Annotated in this window: 22 protein-coding genes; 17 read left to right on the forward strand and 5 right to left on the reverse strand. The window is 57.0% G+C overall.

Annotation, left to right across the window (positions count from 1 at the left end):
- The first annotated feature begins 20 nt into the window (after nt 1–20).
- Complete coding sequence (thrC, locus tag EV681_RS18790) at nt 21–1,454, forward strand: threonine synthase (RefSeq protein ID WP_130304838.1); 1,434 nt, start codon at nt 21–23, stop codon at nt 1,452–1,454.
- A 409-nt stretch (nt 1,455–1,863) separates the two neighbouring features.
- Complete coding sequence (locus EV681_RS18795) at nt 1,864–3,093, forward strand: NnrS family protein (protein WP_130304839.1); 1,230 nt, start codon at nt 1,864–1,866, stop codon at nt 3,091–3,093.
- 126 nt (nt 3,094–3,219) lie between these two features.
- Here EV681_RS18795 and EV681_RS18800 read toward each other — a convergent pair whose 3' ends face one another.
- The 3 genes from EV681_RS18800 to hpnC are packed head-to-tail and all read right to left on the reverse strand — an operon-like array spanning nt 3,220 to nt 6,518.
- Nucleotides 3,220–4,818 carry a hydroxysqualene dehydroxylase gene (locus EV681_RS18800; protein ID WP_130304840.1) on the reverse strand — a complete coding sequence of 533 codons (1,599 nt, stop codon included), beginning with the start codon at nt 4,816–4,818 and terminating at the stop codon, nt 3,220–3,222.
- A complete protein-coding gene (gene hpnD, locus EV681_RS18805) occupies nt 4,802–5,683 on the reverse strand; it encodes a presqualene diphosphate synthase HpnD (protein WP_128394614.1) in 882 nt (293 codons plus the stop codon). The genes EV681_RS18800 and hpnD overlap by 17 nt, the downstream gene beginning before the upstream one ends.
- Entirely contained in the window at nt 5,673–6,518 is an 846-nt protein-coding gene (hpnC, locus tag EV681_RS18810) for a squalene synthase HpnC (protein ID WP_128394613.1), read from the reverse strand. The genes hpnD and hpnC overlap by 11 nt, the downstream gene beginning before the upstream one ends.
- Nucleotides 6,519–6,602: 84 nt before the next feature.
- On the opposite strand from hpnC, the gene alr reads away from it, so the two are divergent.
- The 14 genes from alr (at nt 6,603) to phoU (ending at nt 20,788) form a co-directional block, all read left to right on the forward strand.
- Nucleotides 6,603–7,778 (forward strand): alanine racemase, encoded by a 1,176-nt coding sequence (alr, locus tag EV681_RS18815; protein ID WP_130304841.1) that lies wholly within the window; start codon nt 6,603–6,605, stop codon nt 7,776–7,778.
- Nucleotides 7,768–8,475 (forward strand): SDR family oxidoreductase, encoded by a 708-nt coding sequence (locus tag EV681_RS18820; protein WP_130304842.1) that lies wholly within the window; start codon nt 7,768–7,770, stop codon nt 8,473–8,475. The genes alr and EV681_RS18820 overlap by 11 nt, the downstream gene beginning before the upstream one ends.
- 277 nt (nt 8,476–8,752) lie before the next feature.
- On the forward strand, nt 8,753–10,114 hold the full coding sequence (gene radA / locus EV681_RS18825) for a DNA repair protein RadA (protein WP_130304843.1): 1,362 nt from the start codon (nt 8,753–8,755) through the stop codon (nt 10,112–10,114).
- 360 nt (nt 10,115–10,474) lie between these two features.
- Complete coding sequence (locus EV681_RS18830) at nt 10,475–11,245, forward strand: sulfite exporter TauE/SafE family protein (protein ID WP_128394609.1); 771 nt, start codon at nt 10,475–10,477, stop codon at nt 11,243–11,245.
- A gap of 32 nt (nt 11,246–11,277) precedes the next feature.
- Nucleotides 11,278–13,779: an ABC transporter permease gene (locus EV681_RS18835; RefSeq protein WP_128394608.1), complete on the forward strand. Its 2,502-nt coding sequence runs from the start codon at nt 11,278–11,280 to the stop codon at nt 13,777–13,779.
- Nucleotides 13,779–14,198 (forward strand): group II truncated hemoglobin, encoded by a 420-nt coding sequence (locus tag EV681_RS18840; RefSeq protein ID WP_128394607.1) that lies wholly within the window; start codon nt 13,779–13,781, stop codon nt 14,196–14,198. Before EV681_RS18835 ends, EV681_RS18840 begins: the two co-directional genes overlap by 1 nt.
- Nucleotides 14,191–14,913: a 3-deoxy-D-manno-octulosonic acid kinase gene (locus EV681_RS18845; RefSeq protein WP_165393122.1), complete on the forward strand. Its 723-nt coding sequence runs from the start codon at nt 14,191–14,193 to the stop codon at nt 14,911–14,913. The genes EV681_RS18840 and EV681_RS18845 overlap by 8 nt, the downstream gene beginning before the upstream one ends.
- Before the next feature lie 73 nt (nt 14,914–14,986).
- A complete protein-coding gene (locus EV681_RS18850) occupies nt 14,987–16,090 on the forward strand; it encodes a polyamine ABC transporter substrate-binding protein (protein WP_165393123.1) in 1,104 nt (367 codons plus the stop codon).
- Between the two features lies 1 nt (nt 16,091).
- Nucleotides 16,092–17,216 carry an ABC transporter ATP-binding protein gene (locus tag EV681_RS18855; protein ID WP_130304846.1) on the forward strand — a complete coding sequence of 375 codons (1,125 nt, stop codon included), beginning with the start codon at nt 16,092–16,094 and terminating at the stop codon, nt 17,214–17,216.
- The gene (locus tag EV681_RS18860) at nt 17,213–18,127 is read left to right on the forward strand and encodes an ABC transporter permease subunit (RefSeq protein ID WP_128394604.1); all 915 of its coding nucleotides are present in this window, start codon (nt 17,213–17,215) and stop codon (nt 18,125–18,127) included. Before EV681_RS18855 ends, EV681_RS18860 begins: the two co-directional genes overlap by 4 nt.
- The gene (locus EV681_RS18865; RefSeq protein WP_130304847.1) at nt 18,124–18,924 is read left to right on the forward strand and encodes an ABC transporter permease subunit; all 801 of its coding nucleotides are present in this window, start codon (nt 18,124–18,126) and stop codon (nt 18,922–18,924) included. Before EV681_RS18860 ends, EV681_RS18865 begins: the two co-directional genes overlap by 4 nt.
- Complete coding sequence (locus tag EV681_RS18870) at nt 18,921–19,277, forward strand: arsenate reductase family protein (RefSeq protein WP_130304848.1); 357 nt, start codon at nt 18,921–18,923, stop codon at nt 19,275–19,277. Before EV681_RS18865 ends, EV681_RS18870 begins: the two co-directional genes overlap by 4 nt.
- A 17-nt stretch (nt 19,278–19,294) precedes the next feature.
- On the forward strand, nt 19,295–19,972 hold the full coding sequence (gene rpiA / locus EV681_RS18875) for a ribose-5-phosphate isomerase RpiA (protein WP_165393139.1): 678 nt from the start codon (nt 19,295–19,297) through the stop codon (nt 19,970–19,972).
- A gap of 63 nt (nt 19,973–20,035) precedes the next feature.
- Nucleotides 20,036–20,788, forward strand: coding sequence for a phosphate signaling complex protein PhoU (gene phoU, locus EV681_RS18880; RefSeq protein WP_128394600.1), 753 nt, complete (start codon nt 20,036–20,038; stop codon nt 20,786–20,788).
- A gap of 429 nt (nt 20,789–21,217) precedes the next feature.
- Here the strand turns inward: phoU and EV681_RS18885 are convergent, their stop codons facing one another.
- Entirely contained in the window at nt 21,218–21,490 is a 273-nt protein-coding gene (locus EV681_RS18885; protein WP_128394599.1) for an oxidative damage protection protein, read from the reverse strand.
- Between the two features lie 12 nt (nt 21,491–21,502).
- On the reverse strand, nt 21,503–22,882 hold the full coding sequence (gene argA / locus EV681_RS18890) for an amino-acid N-acetyltransferase (protein ID WP_423191225.1): 1,380 nt from the start codon (nt 22,880–22,882) through the stop codon (nt 21,503–21,505).
- 79 nt (nt 22,883–22,961) lie between these two features.
- Here argA and hrpA point away from each other — a divergent pair, with 79 nt between their 5' ends.
- Nucleotides 22,962–26,840: an ATP-dependent RNA helicase HrpA gene (gene hrpA, locus EV681_RS18895; RefSeq protein WP_130304849.1), complete on the forward strand. Its 3,879-nt coding sequence runs from the start codon at nt 22,962–22,964 to the stop codon at nt 26,838–26,840.

Genomic DNA, 26,840 nt, shown 5'->3' on the forward strand with positions numbered 1-26,840 from the left:
GCCGGAATAACGGAGCAATAATGAAATACATTTCAACCCGTGGCGGCATGAGCCCGGTTTCATTTTCCGAAATCCTTCTCGAAGGACTGGCGCGCGACGGGGGCCTTGCGGTACCCGAGAGCATTCCTTCGGTCAGTGCCAAGCAGCTCGAGCTGTGGCGTTCGCTCTCTTATGCGGAGCTGGCCACGGAAATATTGAGCCTGTACATTGACGATATTTCGCGCACCGACCTGGAACGCATCTGCAAGGCGGCCTATAACGAATCGGTTTTCTCAGGCAGCGAGATTGTGCCGCTTAAACCGCTGGGCAAGTCAATGACGCTGGTAGGCCTGTCCGAAGGACCCACGCTGGCGTTCAAGGACCTGGCCATGCAGTTTCTGGGGCAGGTTTTTGAGTTTGTGCTGGCGCGTGAAGGTCGCAAGCTGAATATTCTGGGCGCCACTTCGGGCGATACCGGTTCGGCGGCCGAATATGCCATGCGCGGCAAGCTGGGTGTTTCTGTCTTCATGCTCTCGCCGCATGGCCGCATGAGCGCCTTCCAGCGTGCCCAGATGTATTCGCTGATGGATGAGAATATTCATAATATCTCGGTCAAAGGCGTATTCGATGACTGCCAGGATATCGTCAAGGCATTGGCCGGCGATGTCTCGTTCAAGACCAGTTACCATTTGGGTGCCGTCAATTCCATCAACTGGGCTCGTATCTGCGCACAGATTGTGTATTACTTCTGGGCATGGCTGCGCAGTACCGACGCGGCGGTCAGTGCCGGCACCGACGTTTCCGGCCACAAGGTATCGTTCACAGTGCCTTCGGGCAACTTCGGGAATATTTTATCCGGCCATTTCGCCCGTCGGATGGGACTTCCCATTCATCGCCTGGTTTTGGCAACCAACGAGAACAATGTGCTGGAAGAGTTCTTCCGTACGGGAGTTTATCGTCCGCGCGTCAGCGCCGAAACCCTTGCCACGTCCAGCCCGTCCATGGATATTTCCAAAGCTTCCAATTTCGAGCGCTTTGTATTTGATCTGCTGGGTAGGGATGCCAAGCGGCTGTCGGCAACCTGGAAAAAACTGGGACAGGAAGGGGCATTTGATCTATCAGCAGAAAAAGCGCGCTTTACCGAAGAGTTTGGTTTTGTCGGCGGCAGCAGCACGCACGCCGATCGCCTGGAGACGATCCGCCGGGTGAAAGAGGACGCAGGCATTCTGATTGATCCGCACACGGCCGACGGCGTAAAAGTGGCCCAGGCATTTGTGGAAGAGGGCATTCCGATGTTGGTTCTGGAGACCGCACTGCCAGCCAAGTTTGGCGAAACCATCCTGGAGGCTACTGGCCAGGAGGCACCTGTTCCAGAACATCTGAAATCGCTGGCCGATTTGCCGCAGAAGGTGGTCATTATGGATAATGATATGGAAGCCATACGCGACTACATCAAGGCGCGGGCACTGATCTGATCAGACATGGCGGGGCTGGTGACAATTGAATTTATAGCGATTGAAATATAGCCATCGAAAGATAGCGATTGAAATGTAGTCATCCTTGTTGCATAACGAAAGGTCGATCCGATGGGTCGACCTTTTTTTTTTATGGACCTTGACAGGCGATGGCCTGTGTACGAAACGATCGATGACCGATGTATGGTGGTGGCAATAATTGCGTGCCGCGCGCCTTGCCTTGTCATTCGCATTCGATGTAAAGGCTGGAGCCGCATACCTGTTCGCGGCCGGCCCACAGCGGCGTTTGGGCGACGTATCTGCATTGCGCACTTGACTTGGAACAAACACATGCGGATGAGCAAATCGGCTTTTTTATAAAATATGTATATAATATGCATATTATTTGCTATGACTGGCAAGGCACATCATGCATGCATCCACACCTGCGCAACTGCGATTTTCTCTTTCCGCATTTCTGTCTCTCGGGTTTCGTCCTTTGTATATATGCGGCGCTGCCTGGGCGCTTATTTCAATTGCCATCTGGGTTTTTACGCCGCATTTGTTGAAGGGACAATTAGGCGGCGTTTGGTGGCATGCGCATGAAATATTGTGGGGCTTTGTCGCCACCATCGCCGTTGGTTTCCTGACCACGGCCAGCGCCACCTGGACGGGTAATAATCCTCTGAAGGGGGCCGCACTGGGCGTGCTGGCGCTATGCTGGCTGGTGGCGCGGCTGGCATTTTTAATGCCGGGGCAGGCTGCATTCGTGCTGGGTACGGTGAGTGATACGCTGTTTTATCTGATTGCAGCCGTGGCGCTCTGGCGGGTGATTTTCAAAGCGAGGAATAAACGCAACTACATCCTGCCATGGGCCGTGCTGGTGCTGGGACTAAGCAACGTGTTGTACCTGCTGGCGGTTGCGCAGGGCAGGGCGATGCTGCTGACCGAGGTTTTGCGCATTGGCATACTTTGCATGGTATTTATTACCTTGCTCATCGCGCGACGGGTCATTCCGTTTTTTGCCACCCGGGCCATTGCCGGTCTGGACCTTCCTGGGCATGAACGCTCTGGCCGGGTGCAGCTTGTTGCCTGCATGGTGGCAATCCTGGCCGTTGTCCTGCAACAAGATTACGTGCTTGCCGGGGGAGCGGCGGTTGCGGGTGCCATTGCCCTATATCAGTTGGTCCAATGGAAGCCGCTAGCCGTGGTTCGCGTGCCATTGTTGTGGGTGCTGTATCTTGCCTGGTTTTTCATGGGCATCGGCCTGCTGCTGGCCGCCTGCTATTTCATTGGATGGCGCCCTCCATTGCTGGCGCGGCAGGCGGCATATGTGCATGTTATTGCCATGGGTGGATTCTCCATCATGATCATCGGCATGATAACGCGCACAGCGCTGGGTCATACGGGTCGCGCCCTGAAGGCAGATCGCCTGATGGTCAGCAGTTATATTCTGGTCTTCATCGCGACCGTAGCGCGCCTGGTCGCCTTGGTGATTCCTGCTGTCGCCCTGCCTATGTTGCATCTGTCGGCAACGGCATGGATTGTTGCGTTCGGGCTGTACCTTTATCGTTTCGTACCTTTGCTTGTCGCACCCAGGCCAGTGACGGGCAATACGATGCCTGCAGGGGTGATTCGGCCGCAGGAAACCAAATCATAAGACGTACGTAGCATTCCGATAGGTTGGTTTATAAGCGGCGCCAGAAGCCAATAGCAACCAATAATAGTAGCCGGGATCTGTCTGCATCTGTGCCATTGGGCGACGGCGCAGGGTGAGCAGCCAGCATCAACGGGTTGCGTTGGTGCTTTTGCTGGCCAATAGTGCCTGTGCTGCCTGTGCTGCAGCCAGCCCACTGATGACTGCACCTTCGAGTACGCCCGGGTAGCCGGTGTCGGTCCAGTCGCCGGCCAGGAACAGGCCAGGCCAGGGTGTCACCCTGTCGGGCCGAGCCAGCCCGGGAGTGGCAGCAAACGTCGCTCTCTTTTCCATGATCAGTTCGAAACCCGTGACGGGCGGCAGCGTAACGCCGGTGGGCAACTGGTCGCGAACCTGGGAGAGTATCGCATTGGCAACACTGTCCCGGTCCGTGCCGATCAGATGGTCTGCATGGCTAATTACAATTGAAATTGCATGGGCAAAGCGGTCATTGGCGTTGTCCGGCGTTGCCGCGCCGGCGGACGCTGTGTCCATCGATCCGATGGCAGCGTCGGGGTGCATGAACTGGCTGCGATTGAACAGCCACTGCCCGTCGTGCCCGGCCTGGCGATTTTCCTTCAGCATATACATACAGCCGGGCAGGGGAAAGGCTTGCGCCAGAAACACGGTCAATGTGGCAATCGCGTGGTATTGGAAGGCATTTAACTGCGCCAGGAGCGCAGCTTTTTCTGCCAACGCTGCCTGGTGCTGATCATCACTGTCGCGTCGGGCGTGCTGCGCATGATCGTCTGTTATCGCTGTGTCGCTCAGGTTGTCGGCCTGGCCGGGCATGAGCCGAGACAGCAGGCGGTGGCTCATGCGCGCCGGTGTGGCCAGGATCACGGCGTCGAAAACGGCCTTGACTTCCTGGCCTTGGTCATGCGCGGTATCACGGTTATCCGGCGTCTGGCGCAGTTGCCTGGGCGACCGGTTGCCCGTGTGCAACTGGTACCCGCCTGGCACGGCACTCAAGCCATGCACCGGTGTGTTGGCATGAATCATCAGCTGTGGCGCCAGTACTTCAGGCCACAGGGCGCTCAGATCGACGCGCGGCAGGATCAGGTCGCTGGCATCAGCACCGGCGGCCAGGCTGTCCCTGAGCACGACGGCAAAGAGCGCCATTGAAGCATTGTCAATCGGCGTGTTGAGCGTGGCAATGCACAAGGGTTCCCAGAATAGGCGGATCAGTGTGCTCGGCTGGCGCTGTTTTTGCAGCCAGGCCAGGACGGTGGCATCGGGTGTCATGCGCCACCCAGTCAATTGCAGTTGCAATAGCGTTCGGAACAGAATGTATTTCTGGCCGATGCTCAGTCCTTTCATGTGAAGCAGCGCCAGGGGCAGTCGCAGCGGTCCCGGGTGTGCCGGATTGACCGCCAGATGCAACGCGCCGTCCAGCGTGCTCAGTTGCAGCGGCAGCCGCAGCAGGGCATGGTTGGCATCGACACCAATGTCTCGCATGAGCTCAAGAATGTGGCGGTAGGCGCCCAGCATCAGGTGCTGGCCATTATCAAGTACCAGACCGCGGCGCGCAATCACCGCCTTGCGGGCGCGCCCGCCAAGTATCGGTGATTGTTCGAATACCTCGGTGTCCCAGCCCGCGCGCTTCAAGGTGAAGGCGGCAGCCAGGCCCGCCCAGCCAGCACCCACGACGGCAACGCGTGGTCGGACGTGGTCAGCCTTGAGCGACATCCAGCTTTCGCATTTTTCGGATGAATCCCTTGCCGCCGCCCACCCAGATTTTCCAGGCGATCATCAACTTGCGCAGCGGCGTCAGGGAAATGCGGCTGGTCAGCACCGGCCAGCCATCTTTTTCAATTTCACACAGCAGGGTGTAATAGATGGCCGCCATCATCAGCCCGGGGCGTTGTGCGCGGCGGTCCTGCTCGTGCAACAGTTCAGCGGCTTCCTGGTACAACTGGCGTGCGCGGGCAGTCTGAAAGGCCATCAGCTTGCGAAAATCGTCGGATTCCTTGTTGTTCAGAATGTCGGCCGCCTTGACGTTATTTTTTTGCAGGTCATCAATCGGCAGATAGATGCGTCCACGCCGGGCATCGTCGCCGACGTCGCGAATGATGTTGGTCATTTGCAATGCCAGACCGAGTTTTTCGGCGTAGGCCAGGGTATCGCTGTTCTGGTAGGTAAAAATCTGCGCCGACAGCTGACCCACGACGCCGGCCACATGCCAGCAATACTTGCGCAGGCCAGGCCAATCCATATAGCGGGTCTGGTCCAGATCCATTTGCATGCCGTCGATAATGGCCTGGAACTGTTCCTCGCGCAGCCCGAAAGGGCTCAGGTGCGGTTGCAGCGCCTGCGCCACCGGGTGTTCGGCCCGGCCCTCGAACAGACTGTTTATTTCCTTGCTCCACCAGGCCAGCTTGATGCGGGCAACTGAGGGATCGGTACATTCATCGACAACATCGTCCACCTCCCGGCAGAATGCATACACGGCCGTAATGGCCCGGCGCTGCTGCGCAGGAAGAAACAGAAAGGCGTAGTAAAAGCTCGAGCCGCTACGCGCCGCTTTCTCTTGGCAATATTGGTCAGGTGTCATAATAATTATTTCGTACGCTGCGCCATACAATCAGGGCCCAGTCTTTTTTGTTCAGTGTTGGTCGGTGATCAAAGACGTCGCCCGCAACGGCGTCAATTTTTTCCAGTATGCGCATGCCACCCTGGACGATCATACGCAACTCCAGGCCTGGCCGGCCATGCAGTCGTGAACACAGCGGCGCACCGGCAAGCAGTATTTTACGTGCAAATGCGGTGTTTTCCTGCATTAACTGCGGCCAGCGCGGATTCAGTTGCCGGTTATCAAGGTCCGCATGGCTCATGCCGTAGGCTGCCAGCCGGTCAGCCGGCAGGTAATAGCGACGGCGTTGGGTATCTATCGCAATATCCTGCCAGAAGTTAATCAGTTGCAGGGCGCTGCAGATATGATCCGATAGCAGCAGCGACGCCTGGTCTGTCACGCGGTACAGATGCAGCATCAACCGGCCTACCGGATTGGCAGAGTAGCGGCAGTAATCGAGCAGATCCGTGTCGTTCTGAAACGGCTGGTGTCGCACGTCCTGGCGAAACGCTACCAGCAGATCACGCAGGGGCGTGACCGGCAACTGGTGCAGGTGCATTTCGCGCTGCAGGGCAAGAAAAAGGGACTGGGGCACGTTTTCGAAATGCGTGGCTGAAAAATGACTGGACTGCATCTGAACCACGGCCTGGTCAAAGGCATCGAGCTGGGTCAGACGGTCCAGGGCGCTGGCCTGGCCTTCGTCGGCAATATCGTCGGCGCGTCGGGCAAAGGCATAAATGGCCGTTACTGCAGATCGCAGGCGCCGGGGCAGCAGTATGGATGCTACCGGGAAGTTCTCATAATGATCGACGGACATGAATACGCGCTAATGTGGTGACGCAATGATTATAATTTACGCTGATCATTCAAGTACGATGAAATCGACTACTGGAGCCACACCATGCCGCGTCCCATCCGGGCAGTGATATCACAGCAGGCCATGTCTCACAATTTGAGCGTGATCCGGCAATACCTTGACAATGCCCGGCAAGCCCCGGCGTCCGCGACGGACGGTATGCAACCGGCGCCAATGGGCGCGACGCATATCTGGGCCGTTATCAAGGCCAATGCCTATGGCCACGGGCTGGAAACGGCCATTGGCGGTTTTGCGCAGGCCGACGGCCTGGCCATGCTGGATCTGCAGGAAACGGTACGTGCCCGCGAGGCCGGCTGGCAGGGGCCGCTGCTGATGCTCGAAGGGTTTTTCGAGACGCGCGATCTGCCGGAACTGCAGAAGAACCGAGTGGTCAGCACTATTCATCATCCCGAGCAGATCCGCATGCTGCAGGCCAGCACCCTGGCCGGTCCACTGGACGTCTTTCTGAAAATCAATACGGGCATGAACCGGCTGGGCTTTGCGCCACAGCAATTTGACCGAGTGCATCAGGAGCTGCTGGCCTTGCAGCAGCAGGGTAAGGTGGGACGCATTGGATTCATGACGCATTTTGCCGATGCCGACGGTGCACAAGGTGCGGTCGATGTGCCGGCAACGGTCTTTCGCGAGACGGTAGGCCAATGCCAGGGCAGCATCAGTCTGTGCAACTCGGCTGCCGTATTGCGGTACCCACAGCTTGCTGTCAGCGCGGCAGACAACTGGGTCCGTCCCGGCATCTGCCTGTATGGCTCTTCGCCTTTTGCCAATACCACTGGCGAAGAGTTTGGGCTGCGTCAGACCATGACGCTGCAGGCGCGTTTGCTGTCCATCCAGCATGTGAAGCAGGGGCAGAGCGTGGGTTACGGGTCAACCTATACCGCTGCGCGCGATATGCGCATTGGCGTGGTGGCCTGCGGCTATGCCGATGGGTATCCGCGCAGCGCGCCGTCAGGTACGCCGGCATGGGTCAATGGCGTTGCCACCCAGCTGGCGGGGCGCGTGTCCATGGACATGCTCACCGTTGATCTGGACCCGATACCCGATGCTGCTGTGGGTGACTGGGTAACCCTCTGGGGCAATGAGGGCCCGCATATCGACGAGGTGGCCGCAGCCGCGGGTACAATTGCCTACGAACTGCTATGCGCACTGGCGCAACGCGTTCCGGTCCATGTTCAATACTCAGGAGAATCCGTTGAAAAATAAGTGTGTCCTTGTAACTGGTGCCACCAAGGGTATTGGCTGGGCCATTACCCGTCGTTTGAGCGATGCCGGTGCCCATGTGGTCGGGATTGCCCGACAGGTCAGTGATATTGATTTCCCTGGTTTTCTGTATCAATGTGATTTGAATGATGCCGGCCATACCGAAGAAATGCTGCGCATGATACGCGAGAAATATCCGATAGATGCCGTGGTCAACAATGCGGGTATCGTGCTGGCGGAAAATCTGGGCGAAATCAATTTGTCTTCTCTGTATCAATCGTATGATGTCAATTTGCGTGCGGCCGTACAGGTGACACAGGCATTTGTCGAGTCAATGAAAGTACGGCGCGAGGGGCGGATTGTCAACATCGCCAGTCGTGCGGCAGGCGGCAAGGCAGGGCGTACCAGCTATTCGGCCTCGAAGGCAGCCTTGATCGGCTGTACCAAAACTTGGGCCCTGGAACTGGCTGAGTATGGAATAACCGTCAATGCCATTTCACCCGGTCCCATTGAAACCGAATTTTTCCGCAAGGGGCAGCCGGCTGGCAGTGAGGAAGAAAAGCAACTGCTCACGCGCGTGCCCATGAAGCGCCTTGGACGTCCGGAAGAAGTCGCGGCCGCCGTGGCCTTTTTGCTCTCCGACGAGGCTGCCTATATTACCGGCCAGAATCTGGGCGTTGACGGCGGCGCATCGCTATAAGGGTCGTCATGCACGTGCATTGTGGCCTTGTCACGGGCGCGTCGGCAACGGCGTCAACCCTCAATGGCTGCGTTGGTGTTTATTTCAAGGATCCTGGCTAAAGACCGCCGTGGGGGCGGTTCGCGACCTGTTCCGACAGCACGATCAAGCGTGCTGCGAGCAGCCGTATTTATCATTCATTTCACCGACGGTAACGTGGCTGCACAAGCAGTTTCTTCAACAAGCAGTTTATTCAATTAATGACAGCCCTTGCAGGGCAGTGGGAATCAGGCGCAGTATGGCAAAAGCAAAAACGGTGTATGTGTGTCAGGAGTGCGGCGGCGTCAGCGCCAAGTGGCAGGGACAATGTCCGCATTGCCAGGCATGGAACACCATGGTGGAAACCATAGAGCGGGGTAGCGCGCCGGCCACGCCCAATCGTTACGCCCATCTGGCCGAAGCGGCGCCAGTCAGGAACCTGGCCGATATCGAAGCGCGCGACACACCCAGGCAGCCGACAGGGTTGTCCGAATTTGACCGGGTGCTCGGTGGCGGGCTGGTGCCCGGTGGTGTGGTGCTGATCGGCGGCGATCCGGGTATCGGCAAGTCAACGCTGTTGCTGCAGGCGCTGGCATCGCTCTCGCTGCGCACGCAGGTGCTGTATATTACCGGCGAAGAATCTGCAGAGCAGGTTGCCCTGCGCGCCAAGCGCCTGGATTTGGCCACCGGCGCCGTGCAACTGGTGGCGGAAATCCAGCTTGAAAGCATTCAGGCTGTGTTGCAACAGTACAAGCCTGCCGTTGCCGTTATCGATTCCATACAAACCTTGTATTCCGCAGAATTGTCATCCGCTCCGGGATCGGTTTCCCAGGTGCGCGAATGCGCCGCGCAATTGACCCGCATTGCCAAGCAGACCGGCGTTGCCATGGTCATGATCGGCCATGTGACCAAGGACGGCACACTGGCCGGCCCGCGTGTTCTGGAGCATATTGTTGATACGGTCCTGTATTTCGAAGGAGAAACAGATTCGTCCTATCGTCTGATTCGCGCCTTCAAAAACCGCTACGGTGCGGTGAACGAACTGGGCGTGTTCGCCATGACAGACAAGGGCCTCAAAGGCGTGAGCAACCCTTCGGCCCTGTTTTTGTCGCAGCATAGCGACAATGTGCCCGGCTCCTGCGTGGTCGCTACCCAGGAGGGCAGCCGACCGCTGCTGGTTGAGATTCAGGCGCTGGTCGACACGGCACATGTTCCCAATCCACGACGCCTGACGCTGGGCGTTGACGGCAGCCGCCTGGCCATGCTGCTGGCGGTACTGAACCGTCACGCGGGCGTGGCGACCTACGATCAGGACGTTTTTGTCAATGCAGTAGGCGGGGTCCGTATCACCGAAACCGCAACCGATTTGCCCGTGCTGCTGGCCATACTCTCTTCGCTACGCAACAAGCCTTTGCCCAAAGGGCTGATTGCCTTTGGCGAAGTGGGGCTGGCCGGTGAAGTGCGTCCGGCACCGCGCGGGCAGGAGCGGCTGCGCGAAGCGGCCAAGCTGGGTTTCAGCCTGGCGCTGATTCCCAAGCACAACGCGCCCAGACAGTCGATAGAAGGACTGGAAATCAAGGCTGTCTCGCGCCTGGATGAAGTGCTGGAACTGATCCGCTAGCCACGGCTTTGATCTGCGCGATCGCCACGGCAGGCGCACGCTCCTGATCGATGGCAAACTCGAGATCAAGAGCGGGGCAGGCAAGGCGCGCGAAGCAGGGCGCTGCTGGCGGCGGATAATCGGCGTCTTTTTGGCAATCCGCAGGCAAACGGCAGGCGGCAAGCGCATCGGGCGCCCTTTCGCGATGAAGCTGGCGGCCGGCTGCTGGTTTTTTAGTATCGGCAGCGGGTGCAGGCACTTAGTACACAATCCGGGTGCGGGCGGCGGCGCGCACAGAGTAGCCCGGTTGTATTTGACATGAATATTTCAGAGGCGGTAACCGTATTGCTACCGGCCTGGATCGTTTTAAATTGAGAAAGCATGGATTGGTATCTGAATCTGCTGTTGTTTGTTTCGCTGGGTGCAGCCATTGGGTTTGTGGGCGCTATTGTCGGTATCGGCGGCGGGTTGATTGCCATTCCGATGCTCGCGCTGGTTTTTTCCATGCCGCAGCAACTGGCCCAGGGCACGGCTCTGCTCATGATAGCGTCCAATGTGGTGCTCACACTGCGCAATTACCACAAGCGCTCGCCCATTGATTTTCGCAGCGTGGCCATCGGAGTGGCCGCCAACGTCGTGGCAACGCATCTGGCCGCGCTGGTGGCGCAGGACATGAGTCCCGTTGTGCTGCGTAATCTGTTCGCGCTTTTCCTGGGCTCGGTGGCTACGTTTTATGTGTGGCAGACCCTGCGCCAGGGTAAAAAACGCGAAGCGGCCGCGGCGGGCCCTTCCCGGCCCATGGGCTTCATACAATATGTCATACTGGGTTCTATCTCGGGCGTGATTGGCGGTCTGTTCGGCGTGGGCGGCTCGCTCATCCTGGTGCCGGTCATGACGGTAGTCTATCGGTTTCGGCAGACATCGGCACAGGCGATGGCACTGTCCATGATACTTCCCGGTACACTGGTGGCGCTCATTACCTATTCGTGGCACGGCAATACTGACTGGACGGTGGGCATTGCCTTGTCTCTGGGCGGGATGCTGATGATCCGTCAGGGCGTGCGGCTGGCCTTTTATCTGCCAGAACGTACGCTCAAACTCATCTTTGCCGGCGTCCTGTATCTGACAGTGGCATTGCTGCTACTGAAATAAATCCCTTCATTCAGGAGAACAATTTGGGTCCCTTGGCAATATGGCAAATGGCATGGCGCCTGTTTCGCCGCGACTGGCTGTCGGGGGAGTTGCGTCTGCTGGCGCTGGCCCTGGTGGTGGCGGTCACTGCAGTCTGCAGCGTGGGTTTTCTGGCCGATCGCGTCTCTTCGGGTCTGAATGACAACGCCGGCCAGGTGCTGGGAGCAGATCTGTTGTTCGAGTCAGATACACCTATCGAGCCGGAGGTGGTCGAACAGGCCCACGCGACGCAGTTGCAAACGGCCAAGACTTGGCAGTTTCCTTCCATGGTGACGTTTGACAAGCAGTCCAGGCTGGCCTCCATCAAAGTGGTCTCAGAGGGGTATCCGCTAAAGGGAACGGTCACGCTACAAGGCGCGGGCGATAGCGCCAAAAGCCAGACCCGACAGACTGTACAGAGTATTCCGCCGGCAGGCACGGTGTGGGTGGATCCGGCATTGCTGGCCCAGTTGCAGGCAGCGCCAGACGCACAGTTGCGCGTGGGCATGAAAACACTGAAGGTATCGGCAATCATTGAAAATGAGCCCGATCGCAATGTGGCCTTTGTGAATATTGCGCCGCGCCTGATGATGAACGAAGCGGACATGCAGGCTACCGGGCTGCTGGTGCCGGGCAGCCGGGTCAAGGAAACCCTGCTGATGGCGGGCGATGCCGAGGCAGTCGCTCAAATGCGTACCTGGCTGACTGCCCGGCCGGCCAAGGGGCGTCAGATCATCGGCACCGATTCGGCTCGACCCGAAATCCGGGCCTCGCTCGATCGTGCTGAACAATTCCTGTCTCTGGTTTCGGTTCTGAGCGTGATGATCGCCAGCGTGGCCATAGCCCTTGCGGCGCGCCGGTTTTCTGCGCGCCACCAGGACGGGCTTGCCGTCATGCGCAGCCTGGGCGCCACCCAGGGAACCATCCTGAAGCTGGTCGCGATTGAGTTTTTGCTGATCGCCACGTTTGCCTCCATTGCGGGTGTCGTGCTGGGCCTGGCGCTGCATTATGTGTTGATGTATTTTCTGGCTGGCCTGATTCCGGCGACCTTGCCTGCCGTTTCGTGGGTGCCGGGCGTGGCGGGCCTGGTGACCGGCTGGGTACTGGCCTTCGGGTTTTCCGTGATACCGGTGATGCATCTGTCGCGGGTGCCGCCATTGAAGGCGCTGCGGCGCGAGCTGGACGTCGGTGCCGGTCGGCCATTGATTGCCATTGCGGTCGGTATTGTCATCTGGGTCGGTTTGCTGTTGCTGCATACCGGCAACACCACACTGGCCTTGATCAGCGCCGCCGGTTTCATCGGGGCCATGCTGGTGTGCGCGGCCATCACCTGGGCCATCCTGCGCCTGCTGGCGCAACTGCGTCACCGGCTGGTGTCTCGGCCGGTCCTGCGTTTTGCTTTGGCCGGCCTGGTGAACCGGCGCGGTATGACGGTTGTGCAGATATGTGCGCTGACGCTGGGCATCATGATTATCCTGCTGCTGGGCTTGCTGCGCACTGATCTGCTGGCGGCCTGGCAGAACAACTTGCCTCCCGATGCGCCGAACCGTTTCCTGATCAATATTCAGCAGGATCAGAAACCTGCGCTGGGTGACATGTTCGCCAAAGCCGGACTGGGCGAGCCCCTGCTTGACCCCATGGTGCGAGGGCGTCTGGTTCGCATTGGCGACAAGGACGTGGACCCGTCGGCTTATGAGTCCGAACGCACCCAGCGGCTGGCCGAGCGAGAATTTAACCTGTCCTGGCTGAGCCAGTTGCCGCCCAGCAACCGTATCGCCAGCGGCCGCTGGCTGGATCCCGATGCCGCTGAAGTCTCGTTCGAAGACGATATTGCCGGCCAGCTTGGTGTCAAACTGAATGACCAAGTGACCTTCGATGTGGCGGGCGAATTGGTGAGCGCCAGGGTGACCAGTCTGAGAACCGTAAAATGGGACTCCATGCAAGTCAATTTTTTTGCCATTCTCTCGCCTGCCGTATTGCAGGATAAGCCGGCGACCTGGATTACGGCTTTTCATTTGCCGGAACAGCAGGCCGCATTTACCCAGGAAGTGGTCAGTCAATTTCCGAACATCACGGTATTTGATGTATCCGGTATCTTGCGCCAGTTACAGACCATTCTCGATAGCGTGGCGGCGGCGGTGCAGTTTCTTTTTGTCTTTACTCTGGCCGCCGGCGTTGTCGTGCTCAGCACTGCGTTTCTTTCTACCCAGGATGAACGGATGTACGAAGCGAGCCTGCTACGGGCCATGGGCGCCACTTCGCAGCAGCTGGATCAGGCTCAGCGCAGCGAACTGATCGTCATTGGCCTGGTGTCGGGAACGCTGGCTGCAGCGTTTGCAATACTGATCGCGCAGTTGCTGGCCGTGCAGGTGTTTGACATCACGCTGCGCACCGGTATCATGCCATGGATAAGCGGAATCATACTGGGGATCATCGCGTCGTGGGTCGGGGGTAAAATGGCCTTGCGTGCTGTAAAAAATACGCCCCCGCTGCTCATTTTACGGAGTGCCGACTAATGGCAAGACTATTGAATATCGTGGAAAACCTGGACACCACAACGACCTTTTATGACCAGATTGGCGGCCAGGCCGGTTTGCATGCCCTGGTGGAACGCTTCTATGATCTGATGGACATTGAAGATGACTTCAAGGCCCTGCGCGCTGTCCATGGGGACTCGCTCGAACACGCACGCGAAAAGCTGTTCCTGTTTCTGAGCGGCTATTTGGGTGGCCCCGACCGATACATTGAAAAATTCGGCCATCCGATGTTGCGGGCCCGGCACCTGCCGTTTGCCATTGGCATTCAGGAACGGGACGAATGGGTTGCCTGCATGGGGCGCGCCATGATCGATTGCAATGTACCGGCACCGCTGCAGGAGCATTTGCTGCACTCGTTCTTTGGCGTGGCCGACTGGATGCGGAACAAAGATGGCTGATCCGGATTTTCATAGCACCCACCGGCCGAATCGCCAGATGCATCATGGCATCCGTGTTCACCCCGATTTTCCCATTCCGGCCCGCATTGAAATTTTCACGCCCCGGACCTGGGGCGCGAAAGCGACCAAGGTTTCGGATGGGGGGCGCAATACCGCCTGGTATCTTTGCACGCCCTGGGGCGAGGCCGTGTTGCGTCACTATCATCGTGGCGGCCTGATCAGTCGGTTTGTAGACGAGCGCTATTTATGGGTGTCGGAGGAAACCACCCGTTCGTTTGCCGAGTTTGCGCTTCTGAACGAGCTGCATGCCCAGGGGCTGCCGGTGCCGCGAGCCATGGCCGCTTCCTATCAGCGACGCGGCGTTACTTACCGTGCTGCCATCATGACCGAGAGACTGCACAATACTGTGTCACTGGCGCAGGCAATCGCTCAGGCAGGGCCGGCCAGTATTAAGCTGGTCGAGCCTGTGAGCGCGGCCATTCGTCAGTTGCATGATGCCAATGTCTATCACGCGGATCTGAACGCCCACAATATTCTGGTGGATGATACGCAGAAAATCTGGCTGATCGACTTCGATAAGTCAACGCGCCGTACCATGACCAGGGCGCTGCGCGAGCAGTCGCTTGAACGCCTTGGCCGTTCGCTGCAAAAGCTGCTTGGAGAGCAGGGCGTCATTTTTTCGGGACAGCTGCAACAGCAATATCAGCAAAGCTGAAAAAATCGGTGACCCCGGCGAAAAATGCCTTTATTATTTCTCTTTTTTTCTAACCTGATTTGGGGAATCCGCAATGAAACCGTCCTCTGTCCGTCGCCTTGTTCTCGCGCTGTCCCTGGCCTGCACCGCAAGTGTTGTTCATGCTGCCGAAGAAAAGGTGCTCAATGTCTACAATTGGGCTGAATACAGCGCGCCGGACACGATTCCGGGTTTCGAAAAGCAAACCGGTATCAAGGTGCGCTACGACACCTATGATACCAACGACATTCTGCAGGCCAAGCTGCTTACCGGAAAGTCCGGTTATGACGTGGTTGTGCCTTCAACCCATTATGCCTCGCGCCAGATCGCAGGTGGTCTGTTCCAGAAACTGGACAAATCAAAAATACCAAACTGGAAAAATCTTGACCCGGCCATCATGGAGCTGGTTGCGCAGGTCGATCCGGGTAATCAGTATCTGGTGCCCTGGGGCTATGGGACCAACGGTATCGGCCTGAACGTGACCAAGGCCAAAGCAGCCCTGGGTGATGGCGCGGAACTGGGCAAATGGGAAACGCTGTTCGATCCGGAAAATGCTAAAAAACTGCAGTCATGTGGTATTTCCATTCTGGATGAGGCCGCGCAGGTATTTCCTGCGGTCTTGCACTATCTGGGCAAGGATCCCAATAGCGACAAGCCCGAAGATTACCAGGCGGCCCTGGACGTTCTGAAAAAAATCCGGCCTTATATCCGCCAGTTCAGTTCATCGGGTTATATCGACGAACTGGCTTCGGGCGACCTGTGCATGGTGTATGGCTTTTCCGGCGATGTCATGATCGCAGCCAGTCGCGCCAAGGAAGCCAAGAAAGATTACGTGATCGATTACTACATCCCGGCTGGCGGGGCGCCCGCATGGTTTGACACCATGGCCGTGCCCAAGGACGCACCCCATCCGGAAAACGCCATGGCGTTCATCAATTACATTGAAGAGCCCAAGGTGCATGCGGCCATTACCAACAATATGTTCTATCCCAATGCCAACAAGGCGGCACGCGAGTTCGTCAACAAGGAAATTGCCGACAATCCCATGATCTACCCGGAAGCCGACGTGGCCAAGACCCTGTTTGTGATCAAAGCCCAGCCGATGAAAATTGCCCGCCTGCAGACCCGCTTGTGGGCCGAGCTCAAGGCAGGGAAATAAGATGGCCGAGCGGCATTTGTCGGCGGCAACCAGCGACGCGGATGAATTCGTCAAGCTGGTTGATGTCGTCAAGATTTTCGGTGACACCGTTGCCGTGCAGTCGGTCAATCTGACGGTGCGGCGCAACGAGATTTTTGCGTTGCTGGGCAGTTCGGGTTGCGGCAAGTCAACCCTGCTGCGCATGCTGGCCGGTTTTGAAGCGCCAACCTCGGGCAAGATCCTGCTGGACGGGACTGATCTGACCGGTATCGCACCGTATAAGCGGCCGGTCAATATGATGTTCCAGTCGTACGCGCTGTTTCCTCATATGACCGTAGAAGCCAACGTGGCCTATGGGTTGAAGCAGGAAGGCGTTGATCGCCAGGAAATTCATGATCGCGTGTTCGCTGCCCTGGACCTGGTGCAAATGGCGGGCTATTCACGGCGCAAGCCTTCGCAACTGTCAGGCGGGCAGCAGCAGCGTGTGGCGCTGGCGCGCAGCCTGGTCAAGCGTCCCAAACTATTGCTGCTTGATGAGCCCATGTCGGCACTGGACAAACAGATCCGTCAGAAGACGCAAATCGAACTGGTGCGGATTCTTGACCAGGTCGGCGTCACTTGTGTCATGGTGACCCACGACCAGGAAGAGGCCATGACCATGGCCAACCGCATTGCGGTCATGACCGAGGGGCAGATTGTACAAACCGGGACCCCGCAAGAAGTCTATATGTTTCCGAATTCGCGCTTTGTCGCCGGGTTCATTGGATCGACCAATATCTTTACCGGTACGATCGTGGTCGATGAGCCGGACCATATCGTGATCGAAAGCGATGAACTGATGCGTCCCCTGTTTGTCAATCACGGCGTCAGCGAGCCACTGGGCATGGAAGTGTTCGTGTCCATTCGCCCCGAGCAGATTCGTGTGCTGATCGATCAGCCCGATGACGAAACCAATATCGGACACGGTATTGTCACGCACGTGGCCTGGATGGGCAGCTATACGCTCTATCAGATCCGCCTGGATGCCGGCAAGATCATCGAGGCCAGTGTGCCTGGCATAGAACTGGCGCAGGAAAATGCCCCTGGTATTGACGATGAGGTCTATGTAACCTGGGGGCCAGACAGCGCAACGGTGCTGCCCTCATGAAACCGTTGCATTCGCTGCGCAACTATCGCCCTGACCAGCGTGCGTGGTCCATTTTGCCGCCGTATATCTGGCTGGTGCTGTGTCTGCTGGTGCCGTTTTTCATCGTCCTGAAAATCAGTTTTTCAGAGTCCACGTTTGGTATTCCTCCCTATGGACCGCTAGTACAGATCGAGGACGAAGTGTTGAGGCTATCCCTGCATTTTGAGGGATATCTGCTGTTGCTGACCGATCCGCTGTTTATCGGCGCCTATCTCAAATCGCTGAAAATGGCCTTGGTCACCACGGTGTGGTGTGTGCTTATCGGCTATCCGATGGCGTACTATATCGCCCGTTCGGCGCCACGCCAGCGCAATTTGCTATTGCTGGCGGTCATCCTGCCATTCTGGACTTCACTGCTGTTGCGCGTCTATGCCTGGATCGGTATTTTGCGCAACGAAGGCTTGCTGAACCAGTTTCTTATGTGGACCGGCATCACCTCAACGCCCATAGAGATCTACCGCACCGATATGGCGGTCTATATCGGTCTGGTGTACACCTACCTGCCGTTTTTTATCCTGCCGCTGTACACCAACCTGGTCAAGATGGACCGGCGTCTTTTGCAGGCGGCCTATGATCTTGGCGCGCGTCCGTGGAAGGCATTTGTCACCATTACGCTGCCGCTGTCGGTTCCTGGGGTGATTGCCGGCGCCATGCTGGTATTTATTCCGACGGTGGGTGAATATGTGATTCCTGAGCTGTTGGGAGGAACCAATACTTACATGATGGGTCGCCTGATGTGGGATCAGTACTTTACCGACACCAACTGGCCGGTGGCTGCCGCAGTGGCCGTGACTATGACGCTTTTCCTGCTTATTCCGCTTGTGATATTCCAGTACAGTCAGGCCAGGGCCCTGAAAGGACGGGACGCATGAAACAGGACAATATCTGGCTCAAGTGGCTGTTTCTGGGAGCAGGCCTGCTGTTTCTATATATTCCCATTCTCAGCCTGATTGTCTTTTCATTTAATGAGTCGGCGCTGGCTTCCAGCTGGTCAGGCTTCTCGCTGCGCTGGTACCAGAGCCTGTCACAGGACCGGGCTTTGCTCAGTGCTGCCTGGCTATCGCTGCGTATTGCGTTTCTGACCGCGACCGCAGCGGTAATCATCGGCACCTGGGCCGGTTATGTGCTGGCGCGCAAGGGGCCGTTCAAGGGGTTTGGTCTGTATATCGGCATGTTGAATGCACCCCTGGTTATTCCAGATGTCATTTTGGGTATTTCATTGCTGTTGATGATTATCGAAATCCGCAACCTTACCGGTTTTCCCGAAAGCAATGGCATTTTCACCATCTGGCTGGGCCATGTTACGCTGTGTGTAGCGTATGTGTCGGTGGTCATTCAGTCCCGTGTACGTGAACTGGACCGATCGCTGGAAGAAGCGGCGCTGGATCTGGGGGCGGCACCATTGCGGGTGTTCTTTACCATCACCTTGCCGCTGATTGCCCCCGCACTGGTATCGGCCTGGCTGCTGGCCTTCACATTGTCCCTGGATGATGTGGTTATTGCCTCCTTCCTGAATGGTCCGGGCTATACTACCTTACCGATCGAAGTCTTTTCGCGCGTGCGGCTCGGCATAAAACCGGAAGTCAACGCGCTGGCAACCCTGATGATCCTGCTTGTGGGGACATTCGTGATTGTTGCCAATTATTTTCAGGGACGAGCAAAGCAATGAGTGTAATACGCCAATACGGGCTGAAACGCTGCAGCACTTGCGTAAAGGCGCGCAAGTGGCTGCAGGAACGGGGCCAGCAGGTTGAATTTACCGATTATCGAGATGAGCCGGCCGATAGCGCGCTGCTAGAGAGCTGGGCCGCTGCCGCAGGCGGGGCGCAATTGATGATCAATCGCAACTCCCAGACCTGGCGTGGCTTGCCCGAAGATCGCAAAACACCGGCCACCGAACAGCAATGGCTGGCGCTGGCCGCAGAATTTCCTTCACTGATCAAGCGCCCGGTCACGATGTTTGCCGACGGTGCGACCACATTCGGGTTTGCCGAAAGCACTTTTGCTGCTCATCTCTCGTAACAGGTAGGATCATGGAACTGAAGTCTCAGGAACAATTGAAACGCGACGTCGCACTGGCTGCAGTCGGGTACATTCGGCCTTTTTTTGGTGCCGATGCTGTAATCGGCGTAGGCACGGGGTCGACGGCTGATCTTTTTATTGATGAGCTGGCAAAATACAAAAATGAATTTGCCGGCGCCGTTGCCAGTTCAGAGCGTAGCGCAACGCGTTTGCGCGAGCAGGGTGTGCAGGTGCTGGACCTGGCCGAAACCAACAAACCGTTGCCGGTCTATGTGGATGGCGCCGATGAAATCAACCCATTGCTGCAGATGGTCAAGGGCGGTGGCGGGGCGCACACACGGGAAAAAATTGTAGCTGCTGCATCCGAACGGTTTGTCTGCATCGTGGATGAAACAAAATGCGTGGATCTGCTGGGCAGCTTTGCCATACCGCTTGAGGTGATTCCCATGGCGGTACCTATTGTGATGCGCAAAATTGCGGCACTAGGCGCCACCGCAACAGTGCGTGCCGGCTTTATTACGGATAATGGCAATCCGATACTGGATGTCGCGGGCATGCGTCTGGCTGATGCCCGTGAGATGGAAACAACCATGAACGCGATTGCCGGCGTAGTCACTTGCGGTCTCTTTGCGCTTGAGCCGGCAACCGTGGTAATGGTTGCCAAGCAGCAGGGGGTAGACATTCGCGAGCGCTGATGTCATATTCCTGTCATTGAACGGTCTTAAACTTCTCTTATCTTTCTTATTGCAGGCATCGCCATGGCACAACATACCAACACCCGCTTTGATGCGGAACTCGAAGATATCCGCTCTCGTTTCTTACGCATGGGTGGTCTTGTAGAGGCAATGATCGAAGACAGCATGCTGATTCTGGCCGATGGTAATCTGACCGTGGCAGAACGGGTATTCGAGCGGGAAAAGGAAGTCAATCGCCTGGAGATGGACATTGACCATTCGATTGCCCAGATCCTCGCGCTGCAACAACCCACGGCTGTGGATTTGCGTTTGGTGATATCGGTATCCAAAATGCTCACGGACATGGAGCGCTCAGGAGACGAAGCCGAAAAAATCGCCAAAATGGCGCGTCGTCTGTACGAGAGCCCCAACCGCTACGAGCCCATCGTGGATATGACTCATTTTGCCGTTGGCGTTCAGAAAATGCTCAATCGTAGTCTGGATGCCTTTGCACGCAAGGATGCCATTCTGGCGGCCGATGTCGTGCGCAGCGACAAAAAGATCGACAAGCAATGGAAAAGCATCTTGCGTGAGGTGAGCAGCTACATGATTGAAGATCCGCGCACCACCACGGCATGTATAGACTTGATCTTTATTGCCCGTGCCCTGGAGCGGATTGGCGATCATGCCAAGAATATGGCAGAGCGGGTCATTTATCTGGTGCAGGGAGAAGACGCCCGCCACACCAGTGTAAAAAATGTGGAATCCATGGCGCGTGGCGACGAAGAACCCCCTGCGCCCCCAGCCTCAGCCGAGGTATCTAACCAAGGCAACTGACATTTTTCATCCGTCAGTTCCCCGGGTATTGAAAACGGACTGCAATCGGCGGCATCCAATAAAGATAGCCAATGAACGATATCCAGGAAGCAATACCAAGTAAGCCATGTCCAATAAGCAATATCCAATAATTAATAGGCAGCAATAATAAAATGACTCCGCATGAAAATGCGGAGTTTTTTTTGCCATGAAAACCGCTACTGTATATCCGCAGACACCTGAGCAGACAAGCCTGCCGGCGTATCTGCAGGCAGCAAAGCAGCCAAGCTCATGGCCAAGGGCGCATGCAATGCGCCGGTAAGCGTCAAAGAAGGGGCTCTTGCGGTGTCGGGCCGGCCACAAAAAACCGGGCCAGGCCCGGTCAAAGTGTCGTTATTGCGTGTGCAATACGTGGCACAGCATTACAGATGTGATGCTGTCGGAAATGCTTCAGGCTGAAGGCGGCACGTAGCCCTGGGCTTCGACATCCACATCGTCAAACAGAAAACTTTCCATTTGCTGCTGCAGATATTTACGGGCCCGGGCATCAGCCAGGTTCAGGCGGTTCTCATTGACAATACGCGTTTGAATGTCAGTCCACTGCTGCCAGGCTTCCTTGGAAATTGAGTTCCAGATCTTGGTGCCCAATTCTCCCGGATAGGGGGGATAGTCCAGACCTTCGGCCTCTTTTTTCAGTTTGATACATTGAATCATTCGGGCCATGGCAATTCTCGCTTAAAGTTTTTTGATAAAGATATGACTGTTGCGACTACGATTGTAGTTCATTTGCTTTTCCTGGGGCAAATCGCTGATCGTACCCTGTACAAAGCCGCGTTTGATAAACCAGTGCGAAGTGCGTGTCGTCAGTACAAATAGCTTTTTCATGCCCATGGCGCGTGCACGTGCCTCAGTGTGGCGCAGCAGGATTTCTCCTTCACCGGAGCCCTGCCATTCGGGATTGACGATCAGGCAGGCCATTTCCGCCATTTGATCTGCGGGAAACGGGTTGAGCGAGACACAGCCATAAATAACCCCATCGTGCTCCAGGACAGTGAAGCGTTCTACGTCGCGTTCAATCACATGGCGCCCACGGGGCACCAGGGTGCCATCAGCCTCCAGTGGTTCAATCAGTTGCACGATCGCGCCAATATCGTCAATGGTGGCGGTGCGCAAGTCATCCAGCGTGTCCTCGACCACCATGGTACCAACGCCATCATGGGTGAAGTATTCCAGCAGAATGCTGCCATCCAGATCGAATGGAATCAAGTGAGCGCGGGCCACACCGCGTTTGACCGCTTTGGCGGCATGAGACAAATAACTGCGTGTATCCACGTCAAGTGAGCCTTCACGAATCATCGCTTCGGCATCTTCGCGTGCAATTTCCGTGATAATCTGGCCAAGGCTGTCGCGCAACATGCGGTTTTGAGTCAGGAAAATCAATTTTTCGGCACGCAGGGCAACCGCCGTACTGGTGGCAATGTCTTCCATGGCCAGGTTGAATGCTTCTCCTGTCGGTGAAAAGCCAATTGGCGAGAGCAGCACCACCCCACCGTGGGACAATACTTTTTTCATGGCTTCCAGATCGAACTTGCGCACCTTGCCGGTATGGCGAAAATCAACGCCGTCGATCACGCCGATGGGCTGGGCCGTGACAAAGTTGCCCGAAATGATATGAATCTGGGCGTTGGACATGGGTGTGTTGGGCAGTCCCTGGCTGAACGCGGCCTCGATGTCCAGCCGGATTTCACCGGCCGCTTCCTTGGCGCATTCCAGCGCCTCGGCAGAGGTGGGTTCCGGTTCACGCCCAAACTGGAAGGAAAAGCCTTTCAGGCGCAACTGTTCGTTTACCTGGGGCAGGCAGCCGTGAACCAGTACAATGTGCACCCCTAGTGAGGTAAGCAGGGAAAGATCCTGAATCAATGCATTGAGCGCGCCGGCCTGGATCAGATCGCCACCAAATCCAACCACAAATGTCTTATTGCGCAGGGTGTGCACATAGGGAGCGACATCGCGAAACCATCGCACAAATTGTGCGGGAACAAATTCAGGTGCATCTTGTGCAGAATAGGTTTCGGGGTCAGGGGCAATGGTCACGGTGGTATGGGTTCCTTGAATTGATGTGAAATACCGCTATCTTATGTATATGCGGCCTGCCAAAATTATAATGTTGGCTGAATGAACAGATTGAAATTGTATGAAAAAAAAGGAAGATCGGGCCGCTGATACGGCAAAGAAACCACAGAATGCGCGCCAGGACACTCCTTCGCGTCCTGTGCGTGCGCCACGCGAGATCCCGCCCATCACCTATCCGGAAGCACTGCCTGTCAGTGAGCGACGACATGAAATCGCCCAGGCGCTGCAGGAAAACCAGGTCATCATCGTCAGCGGAGAGACCGGCTCGGGCAAAACCACGCAGTTGCCCAAGATCTGCCTTGAAGCCGGGCGGGGCCGCACACGCCTGATTGGCCATACCCAGCCAAGGCGGCTGGCCGCGACCTCGGTTGCCCGTCGGATTGCCGAAGAGCTCAATACGCCACTGGGCGAGCTGGTTGGCTATCAGATCCGGTTTAACGACCGGACCGGTCCGGACGCCGCGATCAAGCTGATGACAGATGGTATTTTACTGTCTGAATCGCAAAAAGATCCGTTGCTGCGCAAATACGATACGATCATTATTGACGAAGCGCATGAGCGCAGCCTGAATATTGACTTTTTGCTTGGCTTTTTGCGCGTGCTGTTGCCGCGCAGGCGCGATCTCAAGCTGATTATCACATCTGCAACTATTGATGCAGACCGCTTTGCCCGGCATTTTGCCGATGCCAGTGGCAAACCGGCGCCGGTTATAGAAGTGTCGGGTCGGCTGTTCCCCGTCGAAGTGCGCTACCGCCCGGTGCATTTTCTGGATGACGAAGACGAGGCCAAGCCGGCACGCTCGGCAGCAAACGAAGCGCGGCGTCTGGATCGCGATGGCGAGAAAGAGCTGGTTGACGGCATTGTGGCTGCGGTTGACGAGTGCGCTGCTCATGGTGCCGGCGACATATTGATATTTTTGCCGGGCGAGCGCGAAATCCGCGAGGCCGCCGAGGCGCTGCGCAAGCACCATCCCCCCAGCACCCAGATACTGCCGTTGTTTGCCCGCATGTCGCAGCAGGAGCAGGAACGTATTTTCCGTCCCGATACCAATCAGCGCAGGGTGATCCTGGCCACCAACGTGGCCGAAACCTCGCTCACGGTGCCCGGCATTCGTTTTGTGGTCGATAGCGGTCTGGCTCGCGTCAAACGCTATTCGTGGCGCAACAAGGTCGAGCAACTGCAGATCGAACCCATCAGCCAGGCTTCTGCCAACCAGCGTGCCGGGCGTTGCGGCCGTATCGGCCCGGGCATCTGTATCCGTCTGTACGACGAAGAGGGTTTTGCACAACGCGCGAAATTTACCGATCCGGAGATTCTGCGATCATCACTGGCCGCCGTTATCCTGCGCATGAAAGCGCTGCGCATGAGCGATATCGAATCGTTCCCATTTGTCGATCGGCCCGCAGGCAAAGCGGTAGCCGATGGCTATAACCAGTTGCAGGAACTGGGCGCCCTGGATGAACAGAATGCCTTGACTGCGATCGGCAAGACGTTGTCATTATTGCCGCTGGATCCGCGCATCGCGCGCATGATTCTGGCTGCCAACGATCAGCATTGCCTGCATGAGTTGTTGATTATCGCGGCAGCCCTGTCCATCCAGGACCCGCGCGAGCGCCCCTTCAATGCGCGCGAAGCCAGCGAGCAGGCGCATGTACGCTTTCGCGACGACAAGTCCGAATTCATGTCTTACCTGAAATTGTGGAACTGGTATGAGGATGCGGTACGCCACAAGGGCTCGCAGCGCAAACTGGTTACTCAGTTGCGCAGTGAATTTCTCTCGCCCTTGCGTTTGCGTGAATGGCATGATGTGCACACGCAGTTGCTGCAATTGGTGCGCGAGCAGGGCTGGCGTGTCAACACGACCGAAGCCACGTTTGAGCAGGTGCACCGCGCGTTGCTGACCGGCTTGCTGGGCAATATCGGTCTCAAAAGCGAGGAGAGCGCCCAGTATCAGGGCGCGCGCGATATCCGTTTTGTGGTTCACCCCGGTTCGGCGCTGATCAAGAAAAGCGGCAAATGGATTGTCGCTGCCGAATTGGTGGAAACCACCCGTCTGTTTGCACGGTGCATTGCCAATGTAGACCCCCGCTGGATCGAGTCAGCCGGAGCGCATCTGCTGAAGAAACACTGGTCCGACCCGGCATTCAATGCCAGTCGCGGGCAGGTGCTGGCCAACGAGCGAGCCACGCTTTATGGCCTGATGGTCTATAGCGGTCGCAAGGTCAATTACGGACGCATCGCACCGGCCGAAGCGCGCGAGATCTTTATCCGGCAGGCGCTGGTTGACGGCCAGATTACCGCTACGCTGCCGTTTATCGAACATAACGGCAAGGTCATTCGGGAAATTGAAAAAATGGAGCATCAGGCCAGACGGCCCGATATTCTGATCGACGACGAACTGATCTTCGCCTTTTACGATAAACAGATTCCTGCCGATGTGTGCCAGACGCAGACGCTGGTGAACTGGTACGGCAAGCTGGACCAGGCGGCTGCCCGGCAATTGCTGCTGAACCGGGAAGATCTCATGCGTCACGAGGCATCGGGGATTACCTCGGACGTCTTTCCCAAGCGCACCGAATGGGAGGGCATGTCTTTGGCCCTGTCTTATCATTTCGAACCCGGTTCGCCCAAAGACGGGGTGACCGCAACCATCCCGGTGTTTCTGCTCAATCAGGTAGATCCGGTGCAAAGCGAATGGCTGGTGCCGGGCATGCTCAAGGAAAAAGTACTCCATCTGCTCAAATCGCTGCCGCAAAAATTGCGGCGTCACTGTGTGCCGTTGCCCGACTATGCCCAGGGGTTCTTTGAACGCTGGTTTGACAAGGCCGCCAATCCGGACCGCTCGTTGCTGGTGGCGCTGGCCGATGATATTCGTGATGAGCTGACAATTCGCGTGGCCACCAGCGACTTCAAGCCGGAAACGTTGCCGGCCCATCTGTTCATGAACTTCCGGGTGGTGGATGAGCATGGTCGCATGCTCTCGGCCGGGCGTAACCTGAGCCAGTTGAAGGCCGAGCATGCACCGGCTGCGCAGGCATCGTTTCAGTCCATGGTCAGTCGTGACAAATCGGTGGCCCAGGTGGTCAGCCAGGACGATATCGTGCAATGGAATTTCGGCCAGTTGCCGGAAATCATGGAAATCCGCAAGAAGAATGAAGTCTTCATCGGTTACCCGGCGCTGGTGGATCTGGGGCAAAGCTGCGCCATTGATGTTTTCGATGACCCCGATATTGCTGCACGCAAGCATCGACAGGGGTTGCTGCGCCTGTTTCGCATTGCCATGAAAGACCAGTTAAAGCAACTGGCCAAATCCATTCCGGAGCTCACGCGCATGGGCATGCTGGCCGTTTCGTTGATGAATCAGGAGAGCCTGCGGGATCAGATTGTCGAAGCCGCCCTGGGACAGGCCTGCCTGGCCGAGCCTCTGCCGGCCAATGCCGAGCAGTTCGAAGCGCGTCGCCTGGATGCCAAGGGCCGCATCGGCTTGTTGATTCAGGAAGAGGCCCGGCTGGCGTTGGCCACCTTGACAGAATGGGCAGCACTGCAAAAGAAACTGGTCTCGGTACGTTCTTCGGCCAAGACGCTGCACGACGATATCGTGGCCGGCGCCAGCGCCTTCATGACGGCGCAATTTCTGACCGATCACCCACACAGTCGGCGAGGCCATTATCCGCGCTATCTGAAGGCGGCGTCGGCGCGGATCGACAAATATCGCAGCGATCCGGCGCGCGATGCCCGCCTGATGCAGGACATGGCGCCGCTGGTGCTCAACTACCAGCGCATGCGCAGCGCGCTCAAAGGCCAGGCCGATGAACGGCTGGATGACTTTTTCTGGATGCTCCAGGAACTGCGCGTGGCTCTGTTTGCGCAGGAGTTGCGCACCCCGGTGCCGGTGTCGGTACGGCGTTTGCAAAAAACCTGGGAAAGCCTTAATCGTTGA

Source organism: Advenella incenata (genome assembly GCF_004217095.1).
GTDB classification, from domain to species: domain Bacteria; phylum Pseudomonadota; class Gammaproteobacteria; order Burkholderiales; family Burkholderiaceae_B; genus Advenella; species Advenella incenata.

Bases quoted from the DNA above. Each gene is read 5' to 3' on its own strand.
- EV681_RS18855 (WP_130304846.1), top strand. From the start codon at position 16,092: ATGGCCGAGCGGCATTTGTCGGCGGCAACCAGCGACGCGGATGAATTC.
- hpnD (WP_128394614.1), bottom strand. From the start codon at position 5,683: ATGACACCTGACCAATATTGCCAAGAGAAAGCGGCGCGTAGCGGCTCG.
- alr (WP_130304841.1), top strand. From the start codon at position 6,603: ATGCCGCGTCCCATCCGGGCAGTGATATCACAGCAGGCCATGTCTCAC.
- thrC (WP_130304838.1), top strand. From the start codon at position 21: ATGAAATACATTTCAACCCGTGGCGGCATGAGCCCGGTTTCATTTTCC.
- radA (WP_130304843.1), top strand. From the start codon at position 8,753: ATGGCAAAAGCAAAAACGGTGTATGTGTGTCAGGAGTGCGGCGGCGTC.
- EV681_RS18800 (WP_130304840.1), bottom strand. From the start codon at position 4,818: ATGTCGCTCAAGGCTGACCACGTCCGACCACGCGTTGCCGTCGTGGGT.
- EV681_RS18885 (WP_128394599.1), bottom strand. From the start codon at position 21,490: ATGGCCCGAATGATTCAATGTATCAAACTGAAAAAAGAGGCCGAAGGT.
- EV681_RS18840 (WP_128394607.1), top strand. From the start codon at position 13,779: ATGGCAAGACTATTGAATATCGTGGAAAACCTGGACACCACAACGACC.
- EV681_RS18850 (WP_165393123.1), top strand. From the start codon at position 14,987: ATGAAACCGTCCTCTGTCCGTCGCCTTGTTCTCGCGCTGTCCCTGGCC.
- EV681_RS18795 (WP_130304839.1), top strand. From the start codon at position 1,864: ATGCATGCATCCACACCTGCGCAACTGCGATTTTCTCTTTCCGCATTT.
- EV681_RS18870 (WP_130304848.1), top strand. From the start codon at position 18,921: ATGAGTGTAATACGCCAATACGGGCTGAAACGCTGCAGCACTTGCGTA.
- EV681_RS18860 (WP_128394604.1), top strand. From the start codon at position 17,213: ATGAAACCGTTGCATTCGCTGCGCAACTATCGCCCTGACCAGCGTGCG.
- EV681_RS18865 (WP_130304847.1), top strand. From the start codon at position 18,124: ATGAAACAGGACAATATCTGGCTCAAGTGGCTGTTTCTGGGAGCAGGC.
- hrpA (WP_130304849.1), top strand. From the start codon at position 22,962: ATGAAAAAAAAGGAAGATCGGGCCGCTGATACGGCAAAGAAACCACAG.
- hpnC (WP_128394613.1), bottom strand. From the start codon at position 6,518: ATGTCCGTCGATCATTATGAGAACTTCCCGGTAGCATCCATACTGCTG.
- EV681_RS18830 (WP_128394609.1), top strand. From the start codon at position 10,475: ATGGATTGGTATCTGAATCTGCTGTTGTTTGTTTCGCTGGGTGCAGCC.
- EV681_RS18845 (WP_165393122.1), top strand. From the start codon at position 14,191: ATGGCTGATCCGGATTTTCATAGCACCCACCGGCCGAATCGCCAGATG.
- phoU (WP_128394600.1), top strand. From the start codon at position 20,036: ATGGCACAACATACCAACACCCGCTTTGATGCGGAACTCGAAGATATC.